This window comes from Anaerostipes amylophilus (genome assembly GCF_025567365.1).
GTDB classification, from domain to species: Bacteria; Bacillota; Clostridia; order Lachnospirales; family Lachnospiraceae; genus Anaerostipes; species Anaerostipes amylophilus.
Window position 1 is genome coordinate 368,909 of record NZ_JAOQJG010000001.1, and the last position, 20,232, is coordinate 389,140.

General features: G+C 36.4%; 17 protein-coding genes and 1 pseudogene. 4 read left to right on the forward strand and 14 right to left on the reverse strand.

Annotated elements, in window-relative coordinates:
* Positions 1-20: 20 nt before the first annotated feature.
* The 11 genes from OCV53_RS01845 to OCV53_RS01900 all read right to left on the reverse strand — a co-directional run bounded on the left by OCV53_RS01845 (position 21) and on the right by OCV53_RS01900 (position 14,402).
* A complete protein-coding gene (locus OCV53_RS01845) occupies positions 21-1,991 on the reverse strand; it encodes a BglG family transcription antiterminator (protein ID WP_055196390.1) in 1,971 nt (656 codons plus the stop codon).
* A gap of 283 nt (positions 1,992-2,274) precedes the next feature.
* Positions 2,275-3,435, reverse strand: coding sequence for a molybdopterin-synthase adenylyltransferase MoeB (moeB, locus tag OCV53_RS01850; protein ID WP_055196391.1), 1,161 nt, complete (start codon positions 3,433-3,435; stop codon positions 2,275-2,277).
* Positions 3,436-3,453: 18 nt separating this feature from the next.
* Positions 3,454-4,392 carry a cysteine synthase A gene (gene cysK, locus OCV53_RS01860; protein WP_055196392.1) on the reverse strand — a complete coding sequence of 313 codons (939 nt, stop codon included), beginning with the start codon at positions 4,390-4,392 and terminating at the stop codon, positions 3,454-3,456.
* A gap of 317 nt (positions 4,393-4,709) precedes the next feature.
* Complete coding sequence (locus OCV53_RS01865; RefSeq protein WP_055196393.1) at positions 4,710-5,840, reverse strand: MalY/PatB family protein; 1,131 nt, start codon at positions 5,838-5,840, stop codon at positions 4,710-4,712.
* 1 nt (position 5,841) lies between these two features.
* Complete coding sequence (locus OCV53_RS01870; RefSeq protein WP_022374686.1) at positions 5,842-6,999, reverse strand: trans-sulfuration enzyme family protein; 1,158 nt, start codon at positions 6,997-6,999, stop codon at positions 5,842-5,844.
* 32 nt (positions 7,000-7,031) lie between these two features.
* Positions 7,032-7,358, reverse strand: a complete 327-nt coding sequence (locus tag OCV53_RS01875; RefSeq protein WP_055196394.1) for a branched-chain amino acid transporter permease — start codon at positions 7,356-7,358, stop codon at positions 7,032-7,034.
* 18 nt (positions 7,359-7,376) lie between these two features.
* Positions 7,377-8,063: an AzlC family ABC transporter permease gene (locus OCV53_RS01880; protein WP_055196395.1), complete on the reverse strand. Its 687-nt coding sequence runs from the start codon at positions 8,061-8,063 to the stop codon at positions 7,377-7,379.
* Positions 8,051-8,806, reverse strand: a complete 756-nt coding sequence (locus tag OCV53_RS01885) for a tRNA threonylcarbamoyladenosine dehydratase (protein ID WP_055196396.1) — start codon at positions 8,804-8,806, stop codon at positions 8,051-8,053. The genes OCV53_RS01880 and OCV53_RS01885 overlap by 13 nt, the downstream gene beginning before the upstream one ends.
* A gap of 283 nt (positions 8,807-9,089) precedes the next feature.
* Positions 9,090-12,449, reverse strand: a complete 3,360-nt coding sequence (locus tag OCV53_RS01890; RefSeq protein WP_331485858.1) for an ATP-binding protein — start codon at positions 12,447-12,449, stop codon at positions 9,090-9,092.
* Positions 12,391-13,047: a DUF4194 domain-containing protein gene (locus OCV53_RS01895; protein ID WP_022375517.1), complete on the reverse strand. Its 657-nt coding sequence runs from the start codon at positions 13,045-13,047 to the stop codon at positions 12,391-12,393. The genes OCV53_RS01890 and OCV53_RS01895 overlap by 59 nt, the downstream gene beginning before the upstream one ends.
* A complete protein-coding gene (locus OCV53_RS01900) occupies positions 13,044-14,402 on the reverse strand; it encodes a Wadjet anti-phage system protein JetA family protein (RefSeq protein WP_055196397.1) in 1,359 nt (452 codons plus the stop codon). Before OCV53_RS01900 ends, OCV53_RS01895 begins: the two co-directional genes overlap by 4 nt.
* A 206-nt stretch (positions 14,403-14,608) precedes the next feature.
* On the opposite strand from OCV53_RS01900, the gene OCV53_RS01905 reads away from it, so the two are divergent.
* Together OCV53_RS01905 and OCV53_RS01910 are read left to right on the forward strand one after the other, a co-directional pair.
* A complete protein-coding gene (locus tag OCV53_RS01905; protein WP_055196398.1) occupies positions 14,609-15,067 on the forward strand; it encodes a MarR family winged helix-turn-helix transcriptional regulator in 459 nt (152 codons plus the stop codon).
* Between the two features lie 6 nt (positions 15,068-15,073).
* Entirely contained in the window at positions 15,074-16,405 is a 1,332-nt protein-coding gene (locus OCV53_RS01910) for an MATE family efflux transporter (RefSeq protein WP_055196399.1), read from the forward strand.
* 32 nt (positions 16,406-16,437) lie between these two features.
* Here the strand turns inward: OCV53_RS01910 and OCV53_RS01915 are convergent.
* Positions 16,438-16,560, reverse strand: a pseudogene (locus tag OCV53_RS01915) (AAA family ATPase); the annotation flags it as partial.
* A 256-nt stretch (positions 16,561-16,816) separates the two neighbouring features.
* Here OCV53_RS01915 and OCV53_RS01920 point away from each other — a divergent pair.
* Positions 16,817-16,966: a hypothetical protein gene (locus tag OCV53_RS01920; RefSeq protein WP_155492453.1), complete on the forward strand. Its 150-nt coding sequence runs from the start codon at positions 16,817-16,819 to the stop codon at positions 16,964-16,966.
* A 119-nt stretch (positions 16,967-17,085) separates the two neighbouring features.
* Positions 17,086-18,450: an MATE family efflux transporter gene (locus OCV53_RS01925; RefSeq protein WP_055196400.1), complete on the forward strand. Its 1,365-nt coding sequence runs from the start codon at positions 17,086-17,088 to the stop codon at positions 18,448-18,450.
* A 127-nt stretch (positions 18,451-18,577) separates the two neighbouring features.
* Here the strand turns inward: OCV53_RS01925 and OCV53_RS01930 are convergent, their stop codons facing one another.
* Together OCV53_RS01930 and OCV53_RS01935 are read right to left on the reverse strand one after the other, a co-directional pair.
* A complete protein-coding gene (locus OCV53_RS01930) occupies positions 18,578-19,543 on the reverse strand; it encodes a zinc ribbon domain-containing protein (protein ID WP_022375523.1) in 966 nt (321 codons plus the stop codon).
* Between the two features lie 11 nt (positions 19,544-19,554).
* Positions 19,555-20,085 (reverse strand): zinc ribbon domain-containing protein, encoded by a 531-nt coding sequence (locus tag OCV53_RS01935; RefSeq protein WP_022375524.1) that lies wholly within the window; start codon positions 20,083-20,085, stop codon positions 19,555-19,557.
* Positions 20,086-20,232: the final 147 nt, after the last annotated feature.

Below are 20,232 nucleotides of genomic sequence, written 5' to 3' on the forward strand. Positions count from 1 at the left end.
CTTTTAATTTTTCTTTTTACTTATTGAATCAGATACTTATATAACTCAATGTTTGATTTCATACTCTTTAATTTCTCTAATTTTTCCTCTGAATCGATCAGTGTTACATATTCTTTATAAAACATCTGAATCCTGCTGATCTCATCTCTGGTACTTAAACGGAACGCCAGTAAAAATACGACCTGAACCTGTTCATTGTCCCACATGATCGGATTTTTTAAGATTGCTATCCCAACTTTTGATTCATTAACCGCTGTCGGTGAACCATGCGGAAGACTGACCCCATTTCCAATCGTTGTTGTTGTTTTACTCTCACGATCCATAACTGAATCATAAAAATTTTCTGTAACAACATGCTTTTCTTCCATTGCCTGGCTCATTATTTTTAAACATTCTTCTTTTGTTTTGACTTCCAGATCAGTAAATATAAATTCCGGTGAAAATAAAATAAAACATTCTGGTGAAAATGGTGTTGCATTTTCTATCATCATAGAATTCATATTGTCTAAATGTGCCCTCAAAGTGGAAATTCCTGTTTCATTTAAGATATTTGGAATGACTACAATTCTCTTATCTTTTTCTTTTCTCTCTTCTGTCGAAATGATAATGTCATAATCTTCATAATCCGCAATCTTAAAGTCATGAATACTTACAAATTTAATTTCATCAATTTCTGGCACAGATTTCTTAATCTTTTCTTTTACTAATTGTGTATGACCCATGTTAAAATTAGAAACCATTACCGTGCGGTACTGATGTTTTTTTCTTTCGATCGCTGCCTGAATATATAACACGATATATCCAATTTCATCTTCTGTAATCTGAAGTCCATAATATTCTTCAAACAAAATACTGATCGCCCAGCTTGCACGAAATACATTCTTATATTCTTTTTTTATAAAATCAATCAATGCATTTTTTTGTGGCGTTCCATAACGAAGTCTGAAAATTGTTGGTCTTAAATGAATGATCAGGCTTTCTTTTACCTTCTCATCTGAAGTGAGATCAACATCTAAAATATCTCTGATTACCTTTAACATGCGATCTACAAAATCAACCAATTTATTGTCATATTTCTTTACCTGACTTAATGTCACATCTACATCTGATATTCCAATAAACTTTGAACACAAAATCTGAATTGATAAAAACAAAACATCTTCTGTCAAAAAATGTACATGAAATACTTCTTCTAATTTTTCAAAGATTGCTACCGTAAATGCATATTCATTATATTTCTTAAGAATTTTTAATTCCTCTGGAAAATAATCGCTGACTAATGGTAATGCAAGCTCTTTTCTCTTATACGCGATGCAACAATAAATTAAGATCTCATAAAATGATTCATCTGTGAAATGGTAATCCCATTCGTTTTCTGTTTGAATAATACATTTTCTGATCGCAGAAACATCAATGTTAGAAAAGAAATAATCTATATTCTCTTTGATCTCTTCTCCTGGTTTCTTCATCATAATCAGATTCTTTAATGCAACTCTGTATTCATTTTCTTCACTTTTGAGCCGATATCCCTTTCCTCTTTCATTCACAAGGGAAATGTGATATACTTCCAGCCATTCTTCGCATTCCTTTAATACTTTCAGCATTGTTGGAACACTTAAGAATAACTTCTCAGCCAATTTCTGTGTTGTCATTGTCTGCCATGGCCGCAGATTAAAAAATATCTTTAATGTCTCATTTACTCTATCTCTTGGATCATAATTTCCTACTTGCAGATCTTCATCTGATAATGCTTTTTGTATTTCTTCTTTTTGATTTTCATTTGCTTCCAGCCAGATTCCAACTCGTGGTTTCCGCTGAATTTCTCCAAGATTATTTTCTAATAAGAAGTCACTCAATTCATTTAACCGATTCCTGACAGACTTTTCAGATAATCCGATCTCTTTGGCAATCTTTCCAGTTGCAATGATCTCTCCATCTGAAATACAGTCAAAAATCTGTTTCATATAAAATTTATCTTTTGAACGTTTCATGTTATTGGTCCTTTCAAATTTAATGACTTTCTTTTTTGCACCTCCTGTTGTTTAACTTGGATTTAGTATAGCATGGAATGCTAAACTCAACTTATCAACAACGGACTTTTTAATGCGGTACATTTTATATGATGCAAAAAGAAATACGGTAAAAAATCTTTTTTAAAATGTGGTAATTTTTTAGCCAAAAAAAGAAGAACTCCCGTTTATTTCATAGTTCTCCTTTTACATAAATTTATAAGAGGGCAGAATCTAAGTTCTGCCCCCATATATTTTTATATTATTATTTTATCGCACATGCTGCCCCGACATATTCCATTCGGTTTTCTTTTACGCTCATAATATCCGCATGTTCCCCGCAAACACGGCAGTTCTTATTCTTTGATGGGAATTTTACTACCCTTGTATTCATCGTTAATCCATCCATCACAAGCATTTTACCCGTCAGCAATTCCCCGATTCCTAACAGATATTTGATCGCTTCTAGGGCCTGAATACATCCAATGATCCCTGCAACTGCGCCTATGATTCCTGCCTGACTGCAGTTTGGCACAGTTCCACTCTCTGGAATCTCCTCAAAGATGCATCTGTAACATGGCTGATCATTTTCTGGAACATAAGTCATAACCTGTCCCTGAAACTGTAAGATTCCTGCATGACAAAATGGTTTCTTCAACAACACACAGGTATCATTGATCAAAAACTTTGTCTCAAAGTTATCCACAGCATCAATGATAAAATCGTATTCTTTGAACAATTCTTCTGCGTTATCCGCATACAAATACTCTGGATATGTGTTTACCTTGATATGCTCGTTTAATTCAAGCATTGATTTCTTGGCAGACTCTGCCTTATTCGTTCCTTTTCTTTTCGTTGTGTGAATGATCTGTCTCTGCAGATTAGACACACTGACATCATCTGCATCCACAATTCCGATCGTTCCAACTCCTGCTCCTGCAAGATATAAAGCCGCTGGTGCTCCAAGGCCTCCGGCTCCGATGATCAGAACTTTTGATTTCTTTAACTTCTTTTGTCCGTCACTTCCTACCTGTGGCAGGATGATCTGACGATCATATCGTTTGACCTCGTCTGGTGTTAATTCTTCTGTAGACGAAAACAGATGCCATCCGTCCTTTGAAACGTCCTGCATCTGTTCTTTTTGGGATGTCACATGTAATAACCATTCTCGGTAACCGCCGGATAAGTTAAAAGCTTCATACCCTTCCTGTCTTAATTGCTCAGCAATCGGGGCACTTTTCTCTCCATAGTTGCAATATACGATCAGTCTCTTATCCTTTGGAAGTTCCTCAATACGGGAGAAATCACCAGCCCATTTGTAAGCCTTAGGTATATGTCCATGCTGGTATGCGATCTCACCTCGTACATCAAGATAGATATAATCATCCTCGGACAGTAATTCTACTTGCTGTACCGTGATTTCCATATTCTTTCCTCTTTATTCTTAGTCTTCAGCGAATAATGCTGTAGATAAGTATCTGTCTCCTGAATCTGGAAGTAATGCTACAATTGTCTTTCCTTTGTTTTCTTGTCTTTCTGCAAGGATTGTAGCTGCTTTTAGCGCTGCTCCTGAAGAAATACCAACTAAGATTCCTTCGCTGTGTGCGAATGCTCTTCCTTCTGTAAATGCATCTTCATTCTCGATTGTGATGATCTCATCATAAATCTTTGTATTCAGTGTGTCAGGTACGAATCCTGCACCGATTCCCTGAATCTTATGTGCTCCAGCTTTTCCTGTTGATAATACTGGAGATGTTGCAGGTTCAACTGCCACTATTTTAACATCTGGGTTCTGTTCTTTCAAGTATTCACCCACACCTGTTAATGTTCCACCTGTACCAACACCTGCTACGAAGATGTCTACTTTACCATCTGTCTGATCCCAGATCTCTGGTCCTGTTGTTGCTTTATGTGCAGCTGGGTTTGCTGGGTTCACGAACTGTCCTAAGATAACTGCTCCATCAATCTCTTTTGCAAGTTCATCGGCTTTCGCGATGGCACCTTTCATTCCTTTGGCACCTTCTGTTAATACTAATTCAGCACCATAAGCTTTTAATAAGTTTCTTCTTTCAACACTCATTGTATCAGGAAGTGTAAGGATTGCTCTGTATCCTTTTGCTGTTGCAACTGCTGCAAGACCGATTCCTGTGTTACCACTTGTTGGCTCGATGATCGTTGATCCTGGTTTTAACTGACCTTTCTTCTCTGCATCTTCGATCATTGCTAATGCGATACGGTCTTTTACTGATCCTGCTGGATTTAAATACTCAAGTTTTGCAAGGATCGTTGCATCCTTAACTCCTGCTTTATCTGCATATCTATCTGCTTTAAGAAGTGGTGTTCCTCCGATTAATTCTAATGCGCTTTCTGTGATCTTACTCATAATTTTAAACCTCCATAATGTTTGCTGTTTTAACTTCTATTCTATAATATTTCTTTGTTCTATATCTTAAATCGTAGCTTTACTCATATGAAAATGAACCCATATTCATATATGTCTCCTGACAGCAACAACAACATTTGCCATCTTTCTTCTGTGTCACTACGGTTATTCTCATATGTTTTCGCTCCTTTCTGATTTCCTATATTTCTACTAGGTTTTCTATGTTTTAGATTATACAACCATGTATAGTCGTTGTCAACATTTTTTATGTCTTTTTTATTATAGGTTTTTCCTTGCAGGATTCTCCTATAAATATTTTATGAAATTTCCAGCAATGCTGCCCTGATTCGATCTAAAGCTTCTTTGACTGTACTTCTTGGACATGCCACATTGATTCTCTGGAATCCTTCTCCGCTCTTTCCAAAGATCTTTCCACTGTCTAACCATAGTTTTGCCTTATGAATGATCAAATCTTCTAACTCATCCACATTAAGTCCTGTGTCTCTGAAGTCAAGCCACACAAGGTAAGTACCTTCATAATCGATCATTTTCACACCCGGTAGTTTTTCCTGGACATATTGTTTTGTAAATTCAATATTGGCCTTCACATAGGATTTCATGGCACAATACCATTCTTCTCCTTTTTCATAAGCCGTCTGGCAGGCAACTAATCCCATAACTCCCAGCAGATTTGTTCCTGCTGCGCTTAGTTCAGCTTTAAATCTATGTTTTAATTTCCTATTTGGAATAAAGATATTTGATAGAGCCAGTCCTGCAAGATTAAATGTCTTGCTTGGTGCGGTGCATGTCATCGTGATATCTTCATATTCTTTTTTGATTGCTGCAAAGACTTGATATTTTCCTTTAAACACAAAATCCGCATGAATCTCATCACTGACAACAAGTACGTTATGTTTTAAACAGATATCTCCAACCTTCTCTAATTCTTCTTTTGTCCAGACACGCCCGACTGGATTATGCGGATTACATAATAAGAATAGTTTGGCATCATTTTCAATGATCTTTTTCTCAAAATCTTCGTAATCCATATGATAGCGGTTATCATCCCCAAAATAAAGATCACTGCTTACCACATTTCTTTCATTATTTGTGATCACTTCAGAAAATGGATAATAAACCGGAGACTGAATGATCACGTGATCTCCCTGCTTTGTAAATGCTTTGACTTCCCAGTTGTGGTGTGTCTTCATCCAATTGCTGACTGCATTAAAATATGGAGTCTGCACCTCACTGTATCCAAAGATTGCTTGTTTTGCACGTTCTACCAAGGCATCTTCTATATAAGAAGAAGTTTTAAAATCCATATCCGCAACCCATAATGGAAGCACATCTTTTGGCAGTCCTTTGCGTTTGGCAAAATCATATTTTAGACAATCTGTATTTCTTCGATCTACATGCTCATCAAAATTTAAGTTTCTCTCTGGCATCTTATTCACCTCGTACTTTTGCAAATACCTGTTCCAGCTCGTTTAATAAGTCTTTGATATTCTCAATTCCAACAGACATTCTTAACACACAGTCTGTGATTCCATTTTTTACTCGGATCTCTTCTGGAACATCTGCATGTGTCTGTGTTGCTGGATATGTGATCAATGTTTCAACTCCTCCTAAGCTCTCTGCATATTTGATCATTTTAACATTTTCAAGAATTTCAAATGCATACTCTTTTTTCGTAAGTTCAAAGGTAAGCATTGCTCCAAATCCTCTTGCCTGTTTCTTCATGATCTCATATCCTGGATGTTCTTCAAATCCTGGATAAATAACTTTCCCTACAATATCCTGTTTCTTTAACCATTTAGCGATCTCTATCGCATTTTCCTGTGCACGGTCCATACGGACTCCTAATGTCTTGATTCCTCTTTGGATCAGAAAACAATCAAATGGTGCTAATCCGGCTCCTGTTGTCTTGATCAGGAATCGGAATCTTTCACTGATATCTTCTCTATTTGTCACTAAGAAACCAGCCAGTGTATCATTGTGGCCCCCAAGATATTTTGTTCCGCTATGTACAACGATATCAGCTCCAAGATCTAATGGATTCTGGAAATATGGGGATAAAAATGTATTGTCAACGATCAGAAGAAGGTTATGTTCCTTTGTGATTTCTGCTAATGCCTTGATATCTGTAACATTCATCATTGGATTTGTCGGTGTTTCGATGTAAACTGCCTTTGTATTTTCTCTGATATATCCTGCGACATTTTCTTTGTAACAATCTACGCTGCTGAATTCAATTCCATTTTTCTCTGAAACGTGATTAAATAAACGGATACTTCCACCATATAAATCCGCATCAACGATCAGATGATCTCCTGGTTTAAATAATTCCATCATCAGTGTGATCGCTGCCATTCCAGATGAAAATGCTAATGCATCGATTCCATTTTCTAAAGAAGCAACTGTTTTCTCTAAATGTTCTTTTGTTGGATTCTGTAAGCGGCTGTAATCATAACCTGTACTTTGTCCAACACCTGGATGTGCATAAGTTGCTGTCTGATAGATTGGGTATGTCATCGCACCATAATGGTGGATCGAGTCTTCTTTTTCTTCTAAATGAATACATTTTGTTTCTATTTCTCTTGCCATATATCTCTCCTGTATTTATGTCCTATCTTATTTTATCCAAAGAAATATAAGAACAGCATGTAACTCACTGTTCCAAGTAAAATGCTGATCAAAGTATTATGTTTCCACTTATAACTAACTGCTGTGATCAGTGCTGCAATTAATTTCCATAATCCGTCTGCCACAAAATCATCTTCGACATCTTTTAGGCAATATACGATCAGCACTGCCATGATCGAAGATGGTAACACCATTCCTAATCGTTTGATCTTATCTGGAAGTTCTTTTCCTTCCTGAAATACAAGAAAAGGGAGGGCTCGAAGTCCAAATGTGATCACGGCTGAAACTAAGATTGCGATCACTGTCATTTTTGCATTCATTTTTCTTCCCCTTTCTGTCTAACTTTCCTGCTGTTTACTGTTCCAGAAGATCAAAACTCCAGAAACGATCACTAAGGCTGGCAGCATAAATGCGGTCTGCCCAAAGATCAGTAATGCGATGATCGCGATCAAGATTCCTGCAATCGCTGGAAAATGCTTGTCCGCTTTTTCCCATTGATCGATAAAAATGATGATAAATAATGCAGTCATACAAAAATCAATCCCTGTTAATTCAAATGGAATCAATTGCCCGATCAAACCTCCCATCACAGCTCCAAACATCCAGTAACATCTGCTGAAGAATGCGACAAGAAACATCTCTTTTCTGCTGTTTTCATCTTTGTCTTCGATCGTACAGTTTACTGCATACGTTTCGTCTGTCATCGTATGGATCATATAAAGTTTCTTTCTTCCCATCTTTCGGAATATCTCCAAAAATGAAAGACTGTAAAAACTCTGCCTGCTGTTCATCAAGAGTGCCGTCACTGCGATCGTCACAATGGATGCCCCACTGCTTAAAAATGTGATCAGGACAAACTGGAATGCTCCTGTATACACAGTAAGACTTGTAAAAAGCGAATAATACCACGCAAATCCAGCATTCTCCATCATCATTCCATATGCCATACTGACAAATACATAGCTGCACATGATCGGTATGGATTTGATAAAAGCTTGTTTTGTTACATCTTTTACGCCTTGCATAAATCCTTCACTACTTCCCCTGCAATGATCAGTCCTGCGACAGATGGTACAAATGCTGTACTACCTGGGATTGCTCTTCTTTCTGTACATTTATGTTTTTCTCCTGGAGGACAGATACAGTTTGTTCTGCAGCTGTTTGCCATATCGTCTTTAGGTTTGATCGGCATTTCTTCAGAGTATACAACTTTTAATTTCTTAACTCTTCTCTTCTTTAACTCTCTTCGCATAACCTTTGCAAGAGGACATACTTTTGTCTTATAGATATCTGCCACTTTAAACTGGCTTGGATCTAATTTATTTCCAGCTCCCATACTGCTGATGATCGGTACATTCTTTTCCTTTGCTGCCATAACTAATGAGATTTTTGCTGTTACTGTGTCAACAGCATCAACGATGTAGTCATATTCCTCAAATGGAAATTCCTCTGCATTTTCAGGTAAGAAGAAGCATTTGTGGACGTTGACTTTCGCATCTGGATTGATCTCTAAGATACGGTCTCTCATCACTTCTACTTTGTATTTTCCGATTGTTTTTCTTGTTGCAATAATCTGGCGGTTTAGGTTTGTTAAGCAGACTTTATCATCATCAATAAGGTCGAACTCACCGATACCGCTTCGTACTAAGGCTTCGCATACATATCCACCAACACCACCGATTCCAAAGACAGCAACTCTGCTGCCAGCTAATTTATCGAGTGCTTCTTTTCCAAGTAATAGTTCTGTTCTTGAAAACTGATTTAACATTTCTTTCTCCTTATAATTAGAATAAACTAGCGGAGCCTGGCATTTATCTGACCATGCTAAGCTTCCGCTAGTTTGTATTTCCTACTATTTCTATTGGTTTTAATTATATGTGAACGATGATTGGATGTCAAGACTGTTTTCTCTCATTGATTATATCAATTACAATACTCAAAACCAAATACAATAATAATTCCTAAAAATATTAACAATTGAATTATATTTTTACGAAATGTTTTTAATCGCAATTTTTTTCATCGTTTTGCTCCTTGTACCTTGATTGTCTCTACTCTTCTGTCACTAAATTATCAAATTCACATTTCTCAAATTCCTGAATGGAAATATTTTTCTTATTTGGATTTGCATATACAAAAGTTTTATCTACATTTTCCAGATAATTTTGAATTTTATCGTTTGTCGCACTGATGATCGCCTGGAATCCAAGACTCCTTATCAGGTCGATACAGCTTGCAACTTTCTCTGCATCCATCTTAGAAAACGCTTCATCTAAGACCACCAGTCGGATACTTGGATTTCTGCGTACTTTTGGTGAAAGATGAATTCCATAGGTCTGTGCAAAACTTGCAAGAAGAGCAACGTATAATGGGTTCTGTCCTTCTCCACCGGAGTTTTTCTTGATCATCTTGCTTAATCCGATCGTTAATTTTTCATCCCCATCGACGATCTGTTCCATATCAAAAGATAAATATGTACGATAGTCAGAATATTTCTTCATATCATGTTTTGCATTTTCTAATTCTTCGGCACTTGCACCTTCTGGCGGAATAAAGATTTCGATCAGTTCATTCATCAACTCTCCATATTTATTTTCATGTTCCATAGAGAAAAGATTCATCTGGTCATCCATTGTTGTATTTAAAACAGATGGGTCGATATTCAGGGAATCATCCATAAACATTGGATAATATTTTCCGTCAGCGCCTGTATTTCTTGTGATCTTAAACTGATATTTATCTTTACCAAAATCAAGGCCGCTGATCATACGGTTTAATTCATCTCTTCGCTGATAAGCTTCACGGATTGCACTTCGGATCTTATAGACAAAGTCATCTTTAAAATGTTCCATCGCTGTCTTTGCCTGTTTTGCAGCTTTTTCACGATAGATTTCCATATGATCAGAAGACAATTCATTGTAAAGTTTATCATATGCATCATTGTTCTCATCAATAGCTGAAAATGTACGGTTTGGATACTCTCTTAAATATGCCGTTCTGACTTCCACAAGTTTTCGATATTCTTCTTCCTTCTTCGTTCCAGCATCATAATATTTTCTTGCTGCACGTTTTTTGAGACGTTCATAGTCGTCTGTATCTGTCTTCTCGATTTCCTGTGTAAACTGCTGGTCATACTCTCCATTTGCTGGTAATTCATTCTGTGCACGGATCAATGCTTCATTCTGATCAATAATCTGCTGTCTGCATTCTTTTAACGCATTCTGTGTTGCCCAGATCGTTTCTTTCATCTCATTGATCTCTCGTTTGCAATCTTCCTGTGTTGCCCTGTTCAGGTCTCTTTCCTCTTCCAGACCTTTTAAGGCACCTTCTCTTAATTTCGTCAGCTGATTTTCTAAATCTTCATATTCTTCCTGACGTTTTTTCGCACGTTCCAGTGTTTCCTGTTGTTTTAGATACTCTTCGGCTGGCTGTGGAAGATATTCATACTTTAAGATAACGTCTGCACTTAAAACTTCTTTTTCCAATGGATCTATCTTGTCAAAGATCTTATCTTTTTCTTTTTCTAATTCTTTGATCCTGTGGCGTAAACTATTATCTCCAATGTAAGAGTTTCTTGTATACTGCTTTGGATCTAATCGTTTTAACTGGAAGTTCTTATATAACATTCCATCTGGTGTGATACCTGTATGACATTTTCTTAACTCATCGATCGTTTCACATTTGATCACTCTTCCCATTAATGATTCTATCAACTTTTTCACATAAGATTCTTCTGCAAGAACTTCTTCTGATAACGCATTTTCCTCAACTTTGATATCCTGCTTGTTAATCTTCTGCGTATCTGCGATCGAAATCCTCCAGTATTTCTTCTGATCCATATCACGATAGATTTCCATGGCATCTTTAACGTATTTCGGTTCCACGATCAATGTCAGTTTATTGGATCCTAAATAACCTTCGACTGCTTTATGCCATGTCTCATCTTTCATATCAAGAAGGTCAGCAAGTACATTTACTTTTACAAAATTCCCTCGTTTTTCACTTAATTTCGTCTGTAATTCATATCTTGCATCGAGAACTTCTTTTGGATATGCTTTGTTACCCTTTTTCAGTTCTTTCAACTCATCTGAAATGGATTTCTCCTGTTTCTTTAAAGCTCTTAATGTGGATGTATTATCCTGTCGTTCTTCTTCGGTTTCTTTTCTCAAGATATCCAATGTATGTTTCAAGCGATTCAAATCATCTTCTGTGATATTTCCCTGTTCAAATTTCTCAATATCCCAGATTGCCTGATTTGGTGTGATATCAAGCTCGCACCATTTTTTTAAGCTTTTTGATGTCTGTTCCCAGCGCTGTACGGAATGATTTAACTGTCCTAATAATTCCTGAACGTCTTTCTTTCTCGTTGTGATCTGATCATATCCACTTCCTGCGATCTGTGCTACCAATGCATCGTATTCTTTGGAAAGTTGTTCCAATTTCTTCTCGAGGACCGTCTCATTTTCTTCCTCTGTCTTTAATTTCTTTTCCCCATCTTCAATCTTTTTCTGTAATAAATGAATGTCTGATTTTAATTTTAAAACATCCAGTTTATTCATGCGGTACTGGCAGTAATCCTGTTCTTCTTTTTTGATCTTAAATTTATCAAAACTGTCTTTGATTTCTTCTAAACTCTTTGCTTCTTTTAATGTATCTTCGATCCTCTGGCGCATTCTTCCATACTGCATGACACTTTCCTGCATGTCTTCAATATGAATGTCCTGCTCCATGCAAATATATTCTTTCACAAAATCTTCGAGTTTGATATTCATTTTAAATGGGATCGCACGTTTAAACAATCTTGGGAATTTCTCCATATCAAGACCGCCAAGATAAATATCATACATCTGTTTTCGGAATCTCTCGTTACTTGTTCCAAAATAGAAATCTTCTTTTTTGAAATTCTTCTGCATATATTTGCGAAGTTCAGAAATCGTCATTGCATGTTCTTCAGTACGATAATGATTTTCTAAAATACCACCTTTATGCCAGAAAAATAATCGGGATGTATCATTTCTTGCTGTATCTACGTCAAATACGACTCCTAAACATTCTTTTTCCTCTGATTCTGTCTGAATAAACTCAAGCACAATCGTTGTGGAGAAGTTTTTATTTCTTAAATAAGTAACTTCGTCTTTCTCCCCAACCGCAACCATTCCTCTTAAATACTCGATCAGATTTCGGTCGGAATCATCTGCTGCCGCTTTGTTAAAGAATCCACGGCCATCTGTATTTGCATATAACACGATCTGCATCGCATCGATCACAGTTGATTTTCCACTTCCAGAATGTCCGGTAAAAAAGTTGATTCCGTTATTAAATGTTAATACTTTCTGATCTATATAATGCCAGTTATTCAGGCATATCTTCGATAGTGCCAAAAACGGCTGATTCGTCTTCACTGAACTCACTGTCTATTCCCTCCTTACTGAAACTTTCGATCAATCTGCGGATATCATCGCCTAGTAACACAACATTCACGCATGGATAGATCATCATTCTTGTTTCTTCGTTTAATTCTTCTAACACATCGAGAGGTTCGATGATCTGATATCTCTTTAATAATGCAATGGAACGTCGCATCTCTGTAATCGATGGAAGTGTGTTCATTAAATGAAAATCGTTGATCTTCTCATGGATTTCTCCTAAGGATGTATACACACTTGTATTTGATGATGCCTCTGCCATATGTTCATCGTACAATAATTTTAAGATCAAAAGATAAATGGTTGATAATCTGGAAATCTTTTCTCCGATCACGGTTTCACCTTCAATATAAAAGACTCCAAGATGCAGATTTTCTCTTAATGTAATTCCTGAAATCTTAAAGTATTCTCTTAAAAACTCCTGATGCAGATCGACTGTCCTAAATTCTTTGTTGTATGTAAGTCTTCCACTTTTTTTATCGTATTTTCTTTCTAATATAAATGTCTGTCTCAAAAGAGTACGGATGACTTTGGTCACCGCATCTTTTTCTTCATCATTTAATTCATCATAGTATGGAATCATGATTTTGGTTTCCTCCTTACAAATGTTAATGCCGGGTAACGATAACTTCCATTATCGATCAACTCATCTTCTCTCTCGATCACTTTATATTTGCTGTTTCTTCTTGTGCTGTAATCATAAGCAAGAATCAGTTTCTCAAATGCTTCTTCATCGGTAATATCGATGTCTTTCACTTCCATATGGTCATCTTCCATATAAGATTCCACAAAATCTTCGATCTCTTCCTGACTGAATCTCGTATGAATCTTGTTAAGTCTTAGCACATCTTCTCTTGATAATTCTTCCTGCTGCTGTTCTTCCTCTACCTGACTTGCAAAGTCTCTTCGTTTTCTCTTCTTATATAAAGACTTCTCTGAAAGCACTTCGAAATGAGATAAGTTCATGCTCTGACCGACTTTCTCAATCTTTTCCTCGCTGTCCTTCGAATCACCGATCGTCTTTAATAACTGGATCATCAGACCTCTTGTGTCGGATTCTCCATTTAACATGTAATTCATACGGGTTACCGTTGCCCTGATATATTTGGAATGTTCTTTATCCATGTTGGAAATTCGATGTTCAATATCATCAAATCCACGCTCGATCGCATTGATGATGCTTAGGACATCTTCACCTTTTTCTTTGTCTGCTTTCTTCTGTACCTGCTCCATCCATAGAATGTCTTCTCGCATTTCTCTTAAACATTTCTTGATGTCGTTTTTATATAGATAGAAGTTATCATTTGTCTTTAAAATATGGTATTTCTTCTCGACAATCTCTTCGACATATCCTTCCAAATGTTCTGCTAAAACTTCTTCGTATGATTTCTGTTTTAACAGTCGGCCAAAGAAATGATCCATGTTGTGAAGCATATCCTGCAGGGCTTTATTTAATTTCTTTGTGTTAACTAATGCTGTTTTTAACATGGCTAAGTTCATCTTCTTATCATGCCAGAATGAAAACAATGTCGCGTATACATTCTGGATGTAGATTTCTGTGTCATCTGTTGATGGATTGACCAGTTCCTCAAATGCTGTTAAAAATACCGCTGCATAATCTGGAATAATGATATTGGTCGTTAATGTTGAGAAATCCTCAATCCTCTTTAACCAGCCAGTTTTGATCAGCCAGTTTAAGATCCTGTTTGGCGGTGTCTGGCTTGCATCAGTTTCTGATTCAAATTCTTCAGGCGATAACCAGATCCGCTGGCTTTCGTTCCAGTCTTCTAGTACCTGAAGGCATACTTCTTTACTTAAATAATAATTGTTATATTCATATTCTTCGTTGATCTTTAGCAGAGCTTCCATGTAAAGTTCCCTGTTCATCGAACGAAATAAACTCCAGAATGAATCTGGAATATCGTAGGCAAATTTCATATGTAACTTCCTTCTTTGATCTAACTTCCTTCTTAGGTTATATATTATTCTCTGACTCTTTATTTTAACCGATTCAATTGACCTCGTAAAGTGATTTTCCGTGAAATAGCAATTGACACAAGTCTGATTTCGGACTATAATTATTATAATTTTCTAGTCTGATTTCGGACTATAATTATTACTATATTTCAAGAAAGGAAATTACTATGAAATCAAAACAAAATCGTACCTTAAAAGAATTTGATTCTCTCTATAAGATGATCGATGATGTCTACCATGAAATTGCTCTTTCCATGCATCTTACAGATTCCGCATTTCTCATTTTATATTGTCTGTTAGAACTTGGAGATGGTTGCTCTCAGAAAGATATCTGCAAACTTTACTCCATCTCAAAACAAACGGTGAATTCTTCCGTAAAATCATTAGAAGATAAAGGAGTTTTGATCCGTAAAGCCGGCGTCGGAAGGGATATCCACTTATTTTTTACAGAGTTTGGGCGAGAATTTTCTGAAAAACATATCGGTCCTGTCTTTGATATGGAAAATGCTACATTTGAATCTATGGAGCCTTCGGAGTGTGAACAGCTGCTTTCTCTTACGAGAAAATATGTTCAGATTTTAAAGAAAAATATGAAACAATATGTCTTAGAGGAAAAGGAGATTTAGTTTATCATGAAGATTCAGTTATCGGATCATTTTACTTACAAACGTCTGATTCATTTTGTATTTCCATCGATCATTATGATGATCTGTACTTCAATGTATAGTATCATTGATGGATTATTTATTTCCAATTTCGCTGGGAAAACTGCTTTCGCCGCAGTCAATCTGATCTTGCCTGTTGCAATGGGTGTCGGGGCGATCGGATTTATGATCGGTTCTGGTGGAAGTGCGATCGTTGCAAAAACGCTTGGTGAAGGTAAAAAAGAAAAAGCAAATGAATATTTTTCTATGCTGATCTTTACTGCTTTGATCGGAGCTACGATCCTGTCTATCTTTGGATTTATTTTTATAAGGCAGATCTGTATGGCACTTGGGGCGCGTGGACAGCTGCTTGAATATGCGTCTACTTATGGACGTATTATGTTTGTATCACAGCCAATGTTTATGATGCAGACGATCTTTTATAACTTCTTTATTACAGCTGAGAAACCTTCTTATAGTCTTCGTATGTCTTTGATCTCTGGCGTGATCAATATTGTGTTTGACTATCTCTTTATCGGAGTTATGCATTATGGTGTTGCCGGGGCTGCGGTTGCAACTGCCATGGGTGAGTATGTTGGCGGGCTTGTACCGTTGATCTATTTTGCACGAAAGAATAACAGCAGCCGTCTTCGTCTTGTGAAACCTGTCTGGAGAAAAGATATTTTATTAAAAACCTGTTTAAATGGTTCTTCGGAATTTATGACAAATGCTTCTTCTTCCATTGTAAATATGCTTTATAATACACAGTTAATGCGCCTTGCTGGTGCGGATGGTGTTGCGGCTTATGGAGTTATTATGTATGCAAACTTTATCTTTGCTGCAATCTTCCTTGGATATTCCATGGGAAGCGCACCGATCACCAGTTATAATTATGGAGCTGGAAATCATTCGGAATTGAAAAATATGTTGAAGAAAAGTTTATCATTAATTGCCGGAACTGGAGTTTTCCTGACTTTGATCTCTGAGTTTTTTGCTCATCCGTTAATTAATATCTTTGTTGGATATGATGCGGATCTATTTGCTATGACATTACATGGATTTAGATTGTATGCTCTCGTATTCTTGATCAATGGATTTAATATCTGGGCTTCTTCTTTCTTTACGGCTTTAAATAATGGAATTGTTTCTGGGATCATTGCTTTTCTTCGAACTTTGTTGTTTCAGATTGGATGTATTCTGCTGCTGCCACTTATACTTGGATTGAATGGAATTTGGATGGGAGTTGTTATAGCGGAGATGTTGACTTTAATTGTTACGGTTTATTTTTTGCGGAGCCGAAGGAAAGTTTATCATTATTAATTTTTGGCGGTTATTTTTCTGTCTTGGCATCATGATTCTTTTGATACTCGTGTGATTCCCGTCATGATAGCTCGTTCAAGATATGGATTTGTTTTAAATGTTGCATTAAATAAACCTCTCATAAATCCGGTAAATTCATCCCAATATCCATTGATCATCTACAATGATATTCTTTAAAAGCAGTTTAACATATTCATATTTAATATTTTTTGCTCTTTATTTGACATTTATATTTATTTTTGTTAATATATTCCATGTAAATATTTTACAGACATATGAATCTCCTATTTTTCTATGATCACATCTCAATCTGTTCTCTATAAATATTTCATTTCTTAGATTTTACATCAAGTTTTCTATATTAATACTTGATGTAAACCGCATTTCAATATACAATGAAAGGAGAAACTCATGAATCAAACAAAATCAAAAAATTTGATTCAAATTGCAGATGAACTTGAGGAAACCCCTGAAAGCATTCAAATACTATATGACTGCGTAAAGGAACATTTACAGCAAGATAACGAAGATATTTATGACATTTATAAAAATATGAAATAATCAATCTTTTCATCAAGGTAACTAATCTCTGTGTTTAGTTACCTTGATCTTTATTTTACGTATAAATCAAGTCGTATTATACTAAAATCATAACGAAATAGAAAGAGATGATCAAAAAAATGAAACGAATTGATTTTGAAAATGGATCAGTCACTAAGAATATCTTTGCGGCAGCACTCCCTATGCTTGTTGCTCAGATTTTAAACTTATTATATAACATCGTCGATCGTATCTATATCGCACGAATCCCACATGTCGGAACTGCTGCCCTTGGTGCTGTTGGACTTTGTTTTCCGGTGGTTGTAATTATCACTGCTTTCGCCAACCTGTTTGGAAGCGGTGGTGCTCCGTTATTTTCTATCAGTAGAGGTCAAAAGAAAAATAAGCAGGCTGTTCATATCATGAATACTTCATTTACCATGGTTTGTTTTAGTGCTGTCGTATTGATGATGATCGGGCTTTTCTTTGCACGCCCACTTTTAATATTATTCGGAGCTTCCCGTGATGCTCTCGTGTATGCTTTTCCTTATATGATGATCTATCTGATCGGTACATTGCCATCGATGATCGCGATTGGAATGAATCCGTTTATTAATGCTCAGGGTTATTCAACAACTGGTATGCTTTCCGTTGCGATCGGTGCCGTTGCCAATCTGCTGCTCGATCCATTGTTTATTTTTGTATTTGGACTGGGTGTACGAGGTGCTGCGATCGCTACTGTGATCTCTCAATGTCTGTCTGCTTCTTTTGTGTTATTCTTTCTTACAAAAAAAGCAGAATTAAAAGTACGTTTTCTTAAGAAACATGAATTTTCAGAGAGTATCGGTTACGCCAAAAATATCATCAGTCTTGGAACTGCTGGTTTCATCATGCAGTTAACAAACAGTCTGGTAAGTATTGTCTGCAACAATGTACTTTCTGTCACTGGAGGAGATATTTATATTTCTGTTATGACAATCATCTCCAGTGTAAGACAGTTGGTAGAAACACCGATCTACGCTATGAACGAGGGTGGATCGCCAATTCTAAGCTACAACTATGGTGCCAGACGCCCAGCCAGAGTACGGAAAGCAATGATCGTTATAGGCTCTATGATTTTATGCTATACAGCCGTTATGTGGAGTGTCATCATTTTAGCTCCTGGTGCATTGATCCGTGTATTCAGCTCCGATGCTACACTTGTGAAAGATTCCATTCCTGCATTGAATCAGTATTTTGCTGCATTTATCTTTATGGATCTGCAGTATATTGGACAGACGGTGTTTAAATCATTAAATAAGAAGAAACATGCCATCTTTTTCTCATTGCTTCGTAAGGTGGTTATTGTTGTTCCTTTGACTTATTTTATGCCTTATGTGTTACATATGGGAACTTCTGGAGTGTTTTTGGCAGAGCCTGTTTCTAATGTGATCGGTGGAGGGCTTTGCTTTGTTACGATGCTTTGTACTGTGTTGCCGGAATTGAAGCAGATGGAGAAATTTTAATTTGTGGTTGATGACGGAAATTATTGGTGGAATGTGTCTCAAACATTTCATCAAATCGGTGTTCATAAGTTCCTTTAATCTTATGTCCGTCACATATACGAAATCCTACAATCGCAAAACAGATTTTTTACTTCTTAACTCCCATATCGTCTTCCCTAAACTGATCAAATGTTCTCATCTGATATGTAGAATTCGTAAATGAGCATCCACGATACATACAATCCACTACATAATTGATCTCTTTATATTCATCTTTATAATCTGAATCAAAGAAATTGATCTGCATCATGTAGTCTTTTTTTCCATCGCTTGTGAGCAGTACATATTCACATTTTGTTTTGTCGCTGTCTAAATATCCCATGACGATCATGCTTGATTTACCTTGATATAGTTTTGGTGTTTTGCCGCCTTGTGGGTATGCGTATGTGACGTTCTTTATGGATTTTTTCTTTTGTTTGTATAATTTCTGAACGCTTTTTACTGCATTTCCTGATCCTGCTTTTTGTGATGAAATAACTGCTTTGATCTCGTAATCATCGGCTTTATCACTGTTTGCGTATTCTAATGTGTATTGATTTCCTGTTTTATTTACATAACTGCGGTTAAACAGGTATTTTGGATAGGCGAATTCAAATGAGTTGTCCTCGCTGCTTACATACTGATAATCATCGCTGTCTGTGCATGCGGATAAATCCATGTCTTCGTTGTCTGTGTAGGATAATACTTGTGATTTCTCTGTGCTATCCTTGGCATCGGCTACATCTTCTCCTGCGTTATTTTCTGTTGCTTTCTTTTCCGTTGTTTTTGCTGATGTTTTGTTCTCGGTTGTTGCTGTAGCTTCTTTTTTGTCTTCTGATTTTAAATATTGGAATCCAAATATTCCAACAACGACAACGATCACGCATGCTAAAGCAATGATCCAGCTTTTTGATGATCGTTTTGGTTCATTTTGAGGTTCTGTGTAGATCTGCTGTTTGGGTTGTGCTGGCTGCTGTTTTGCCTGTTGCTGTGGCGGTATTACCAGTTTCTCTCCACAGTTTGCACAGAATCTTGCATCATCTTTATTTTTGGTTCCACACTTCTTGCAATACATCTCTGTCCTCCTTAATTATTTTTCGTTCCACAGTAAATACAGAATATCGCATCTTCTTCTAAAAGTGCTCCGCAGTTTTTGCAATGTCTTGGTTCTGGTTGTGCTGGCTGTATTTCCTGTTCTTCTACTACTACTTTAGCACCGCAGCTTCTACAGAATCTATCTCCTTCTCTTAACGTACCACCGCAATTTGGACAGATATTCTCTTCTTGTTCTTCCTTTTCTTCTGGTAATTTACATCCACATTCTCCACAAAACAGACTGTCTTTTGCGTTCTTTGTTCCGCACTGTGGACAGATTTTTGGGTCTTCTAATGTCAGATCAAGAATCTGTTGTTCCATCTGATTAATCTCCTGATACTGGTTTTCAATTTCCTGACATAGTTCAGAAAAATCTCCATCTGGATTTTTTGCGTATTTTACATAATATACTTCTCCAAGTTTTGTAAAATTCTCCTGTATTTCTTTTTCTTTGTCTGCGATCTGACCTTTTATTGTATTAACTAATTCCTCTGTATTCTCAATGTTCTCTGGCATTGACATCTAGTTTGTCCCCCTTATATATTTTTAATTCTTTTAAAATCAGTATAGCATTTCTTTTTTTGCCTTTCAATTATTGGAAATGCATAATATGAAAATATTAAACATATATCAACAAGAAGGAAAAGGACTGCTGATCACATTGATCGC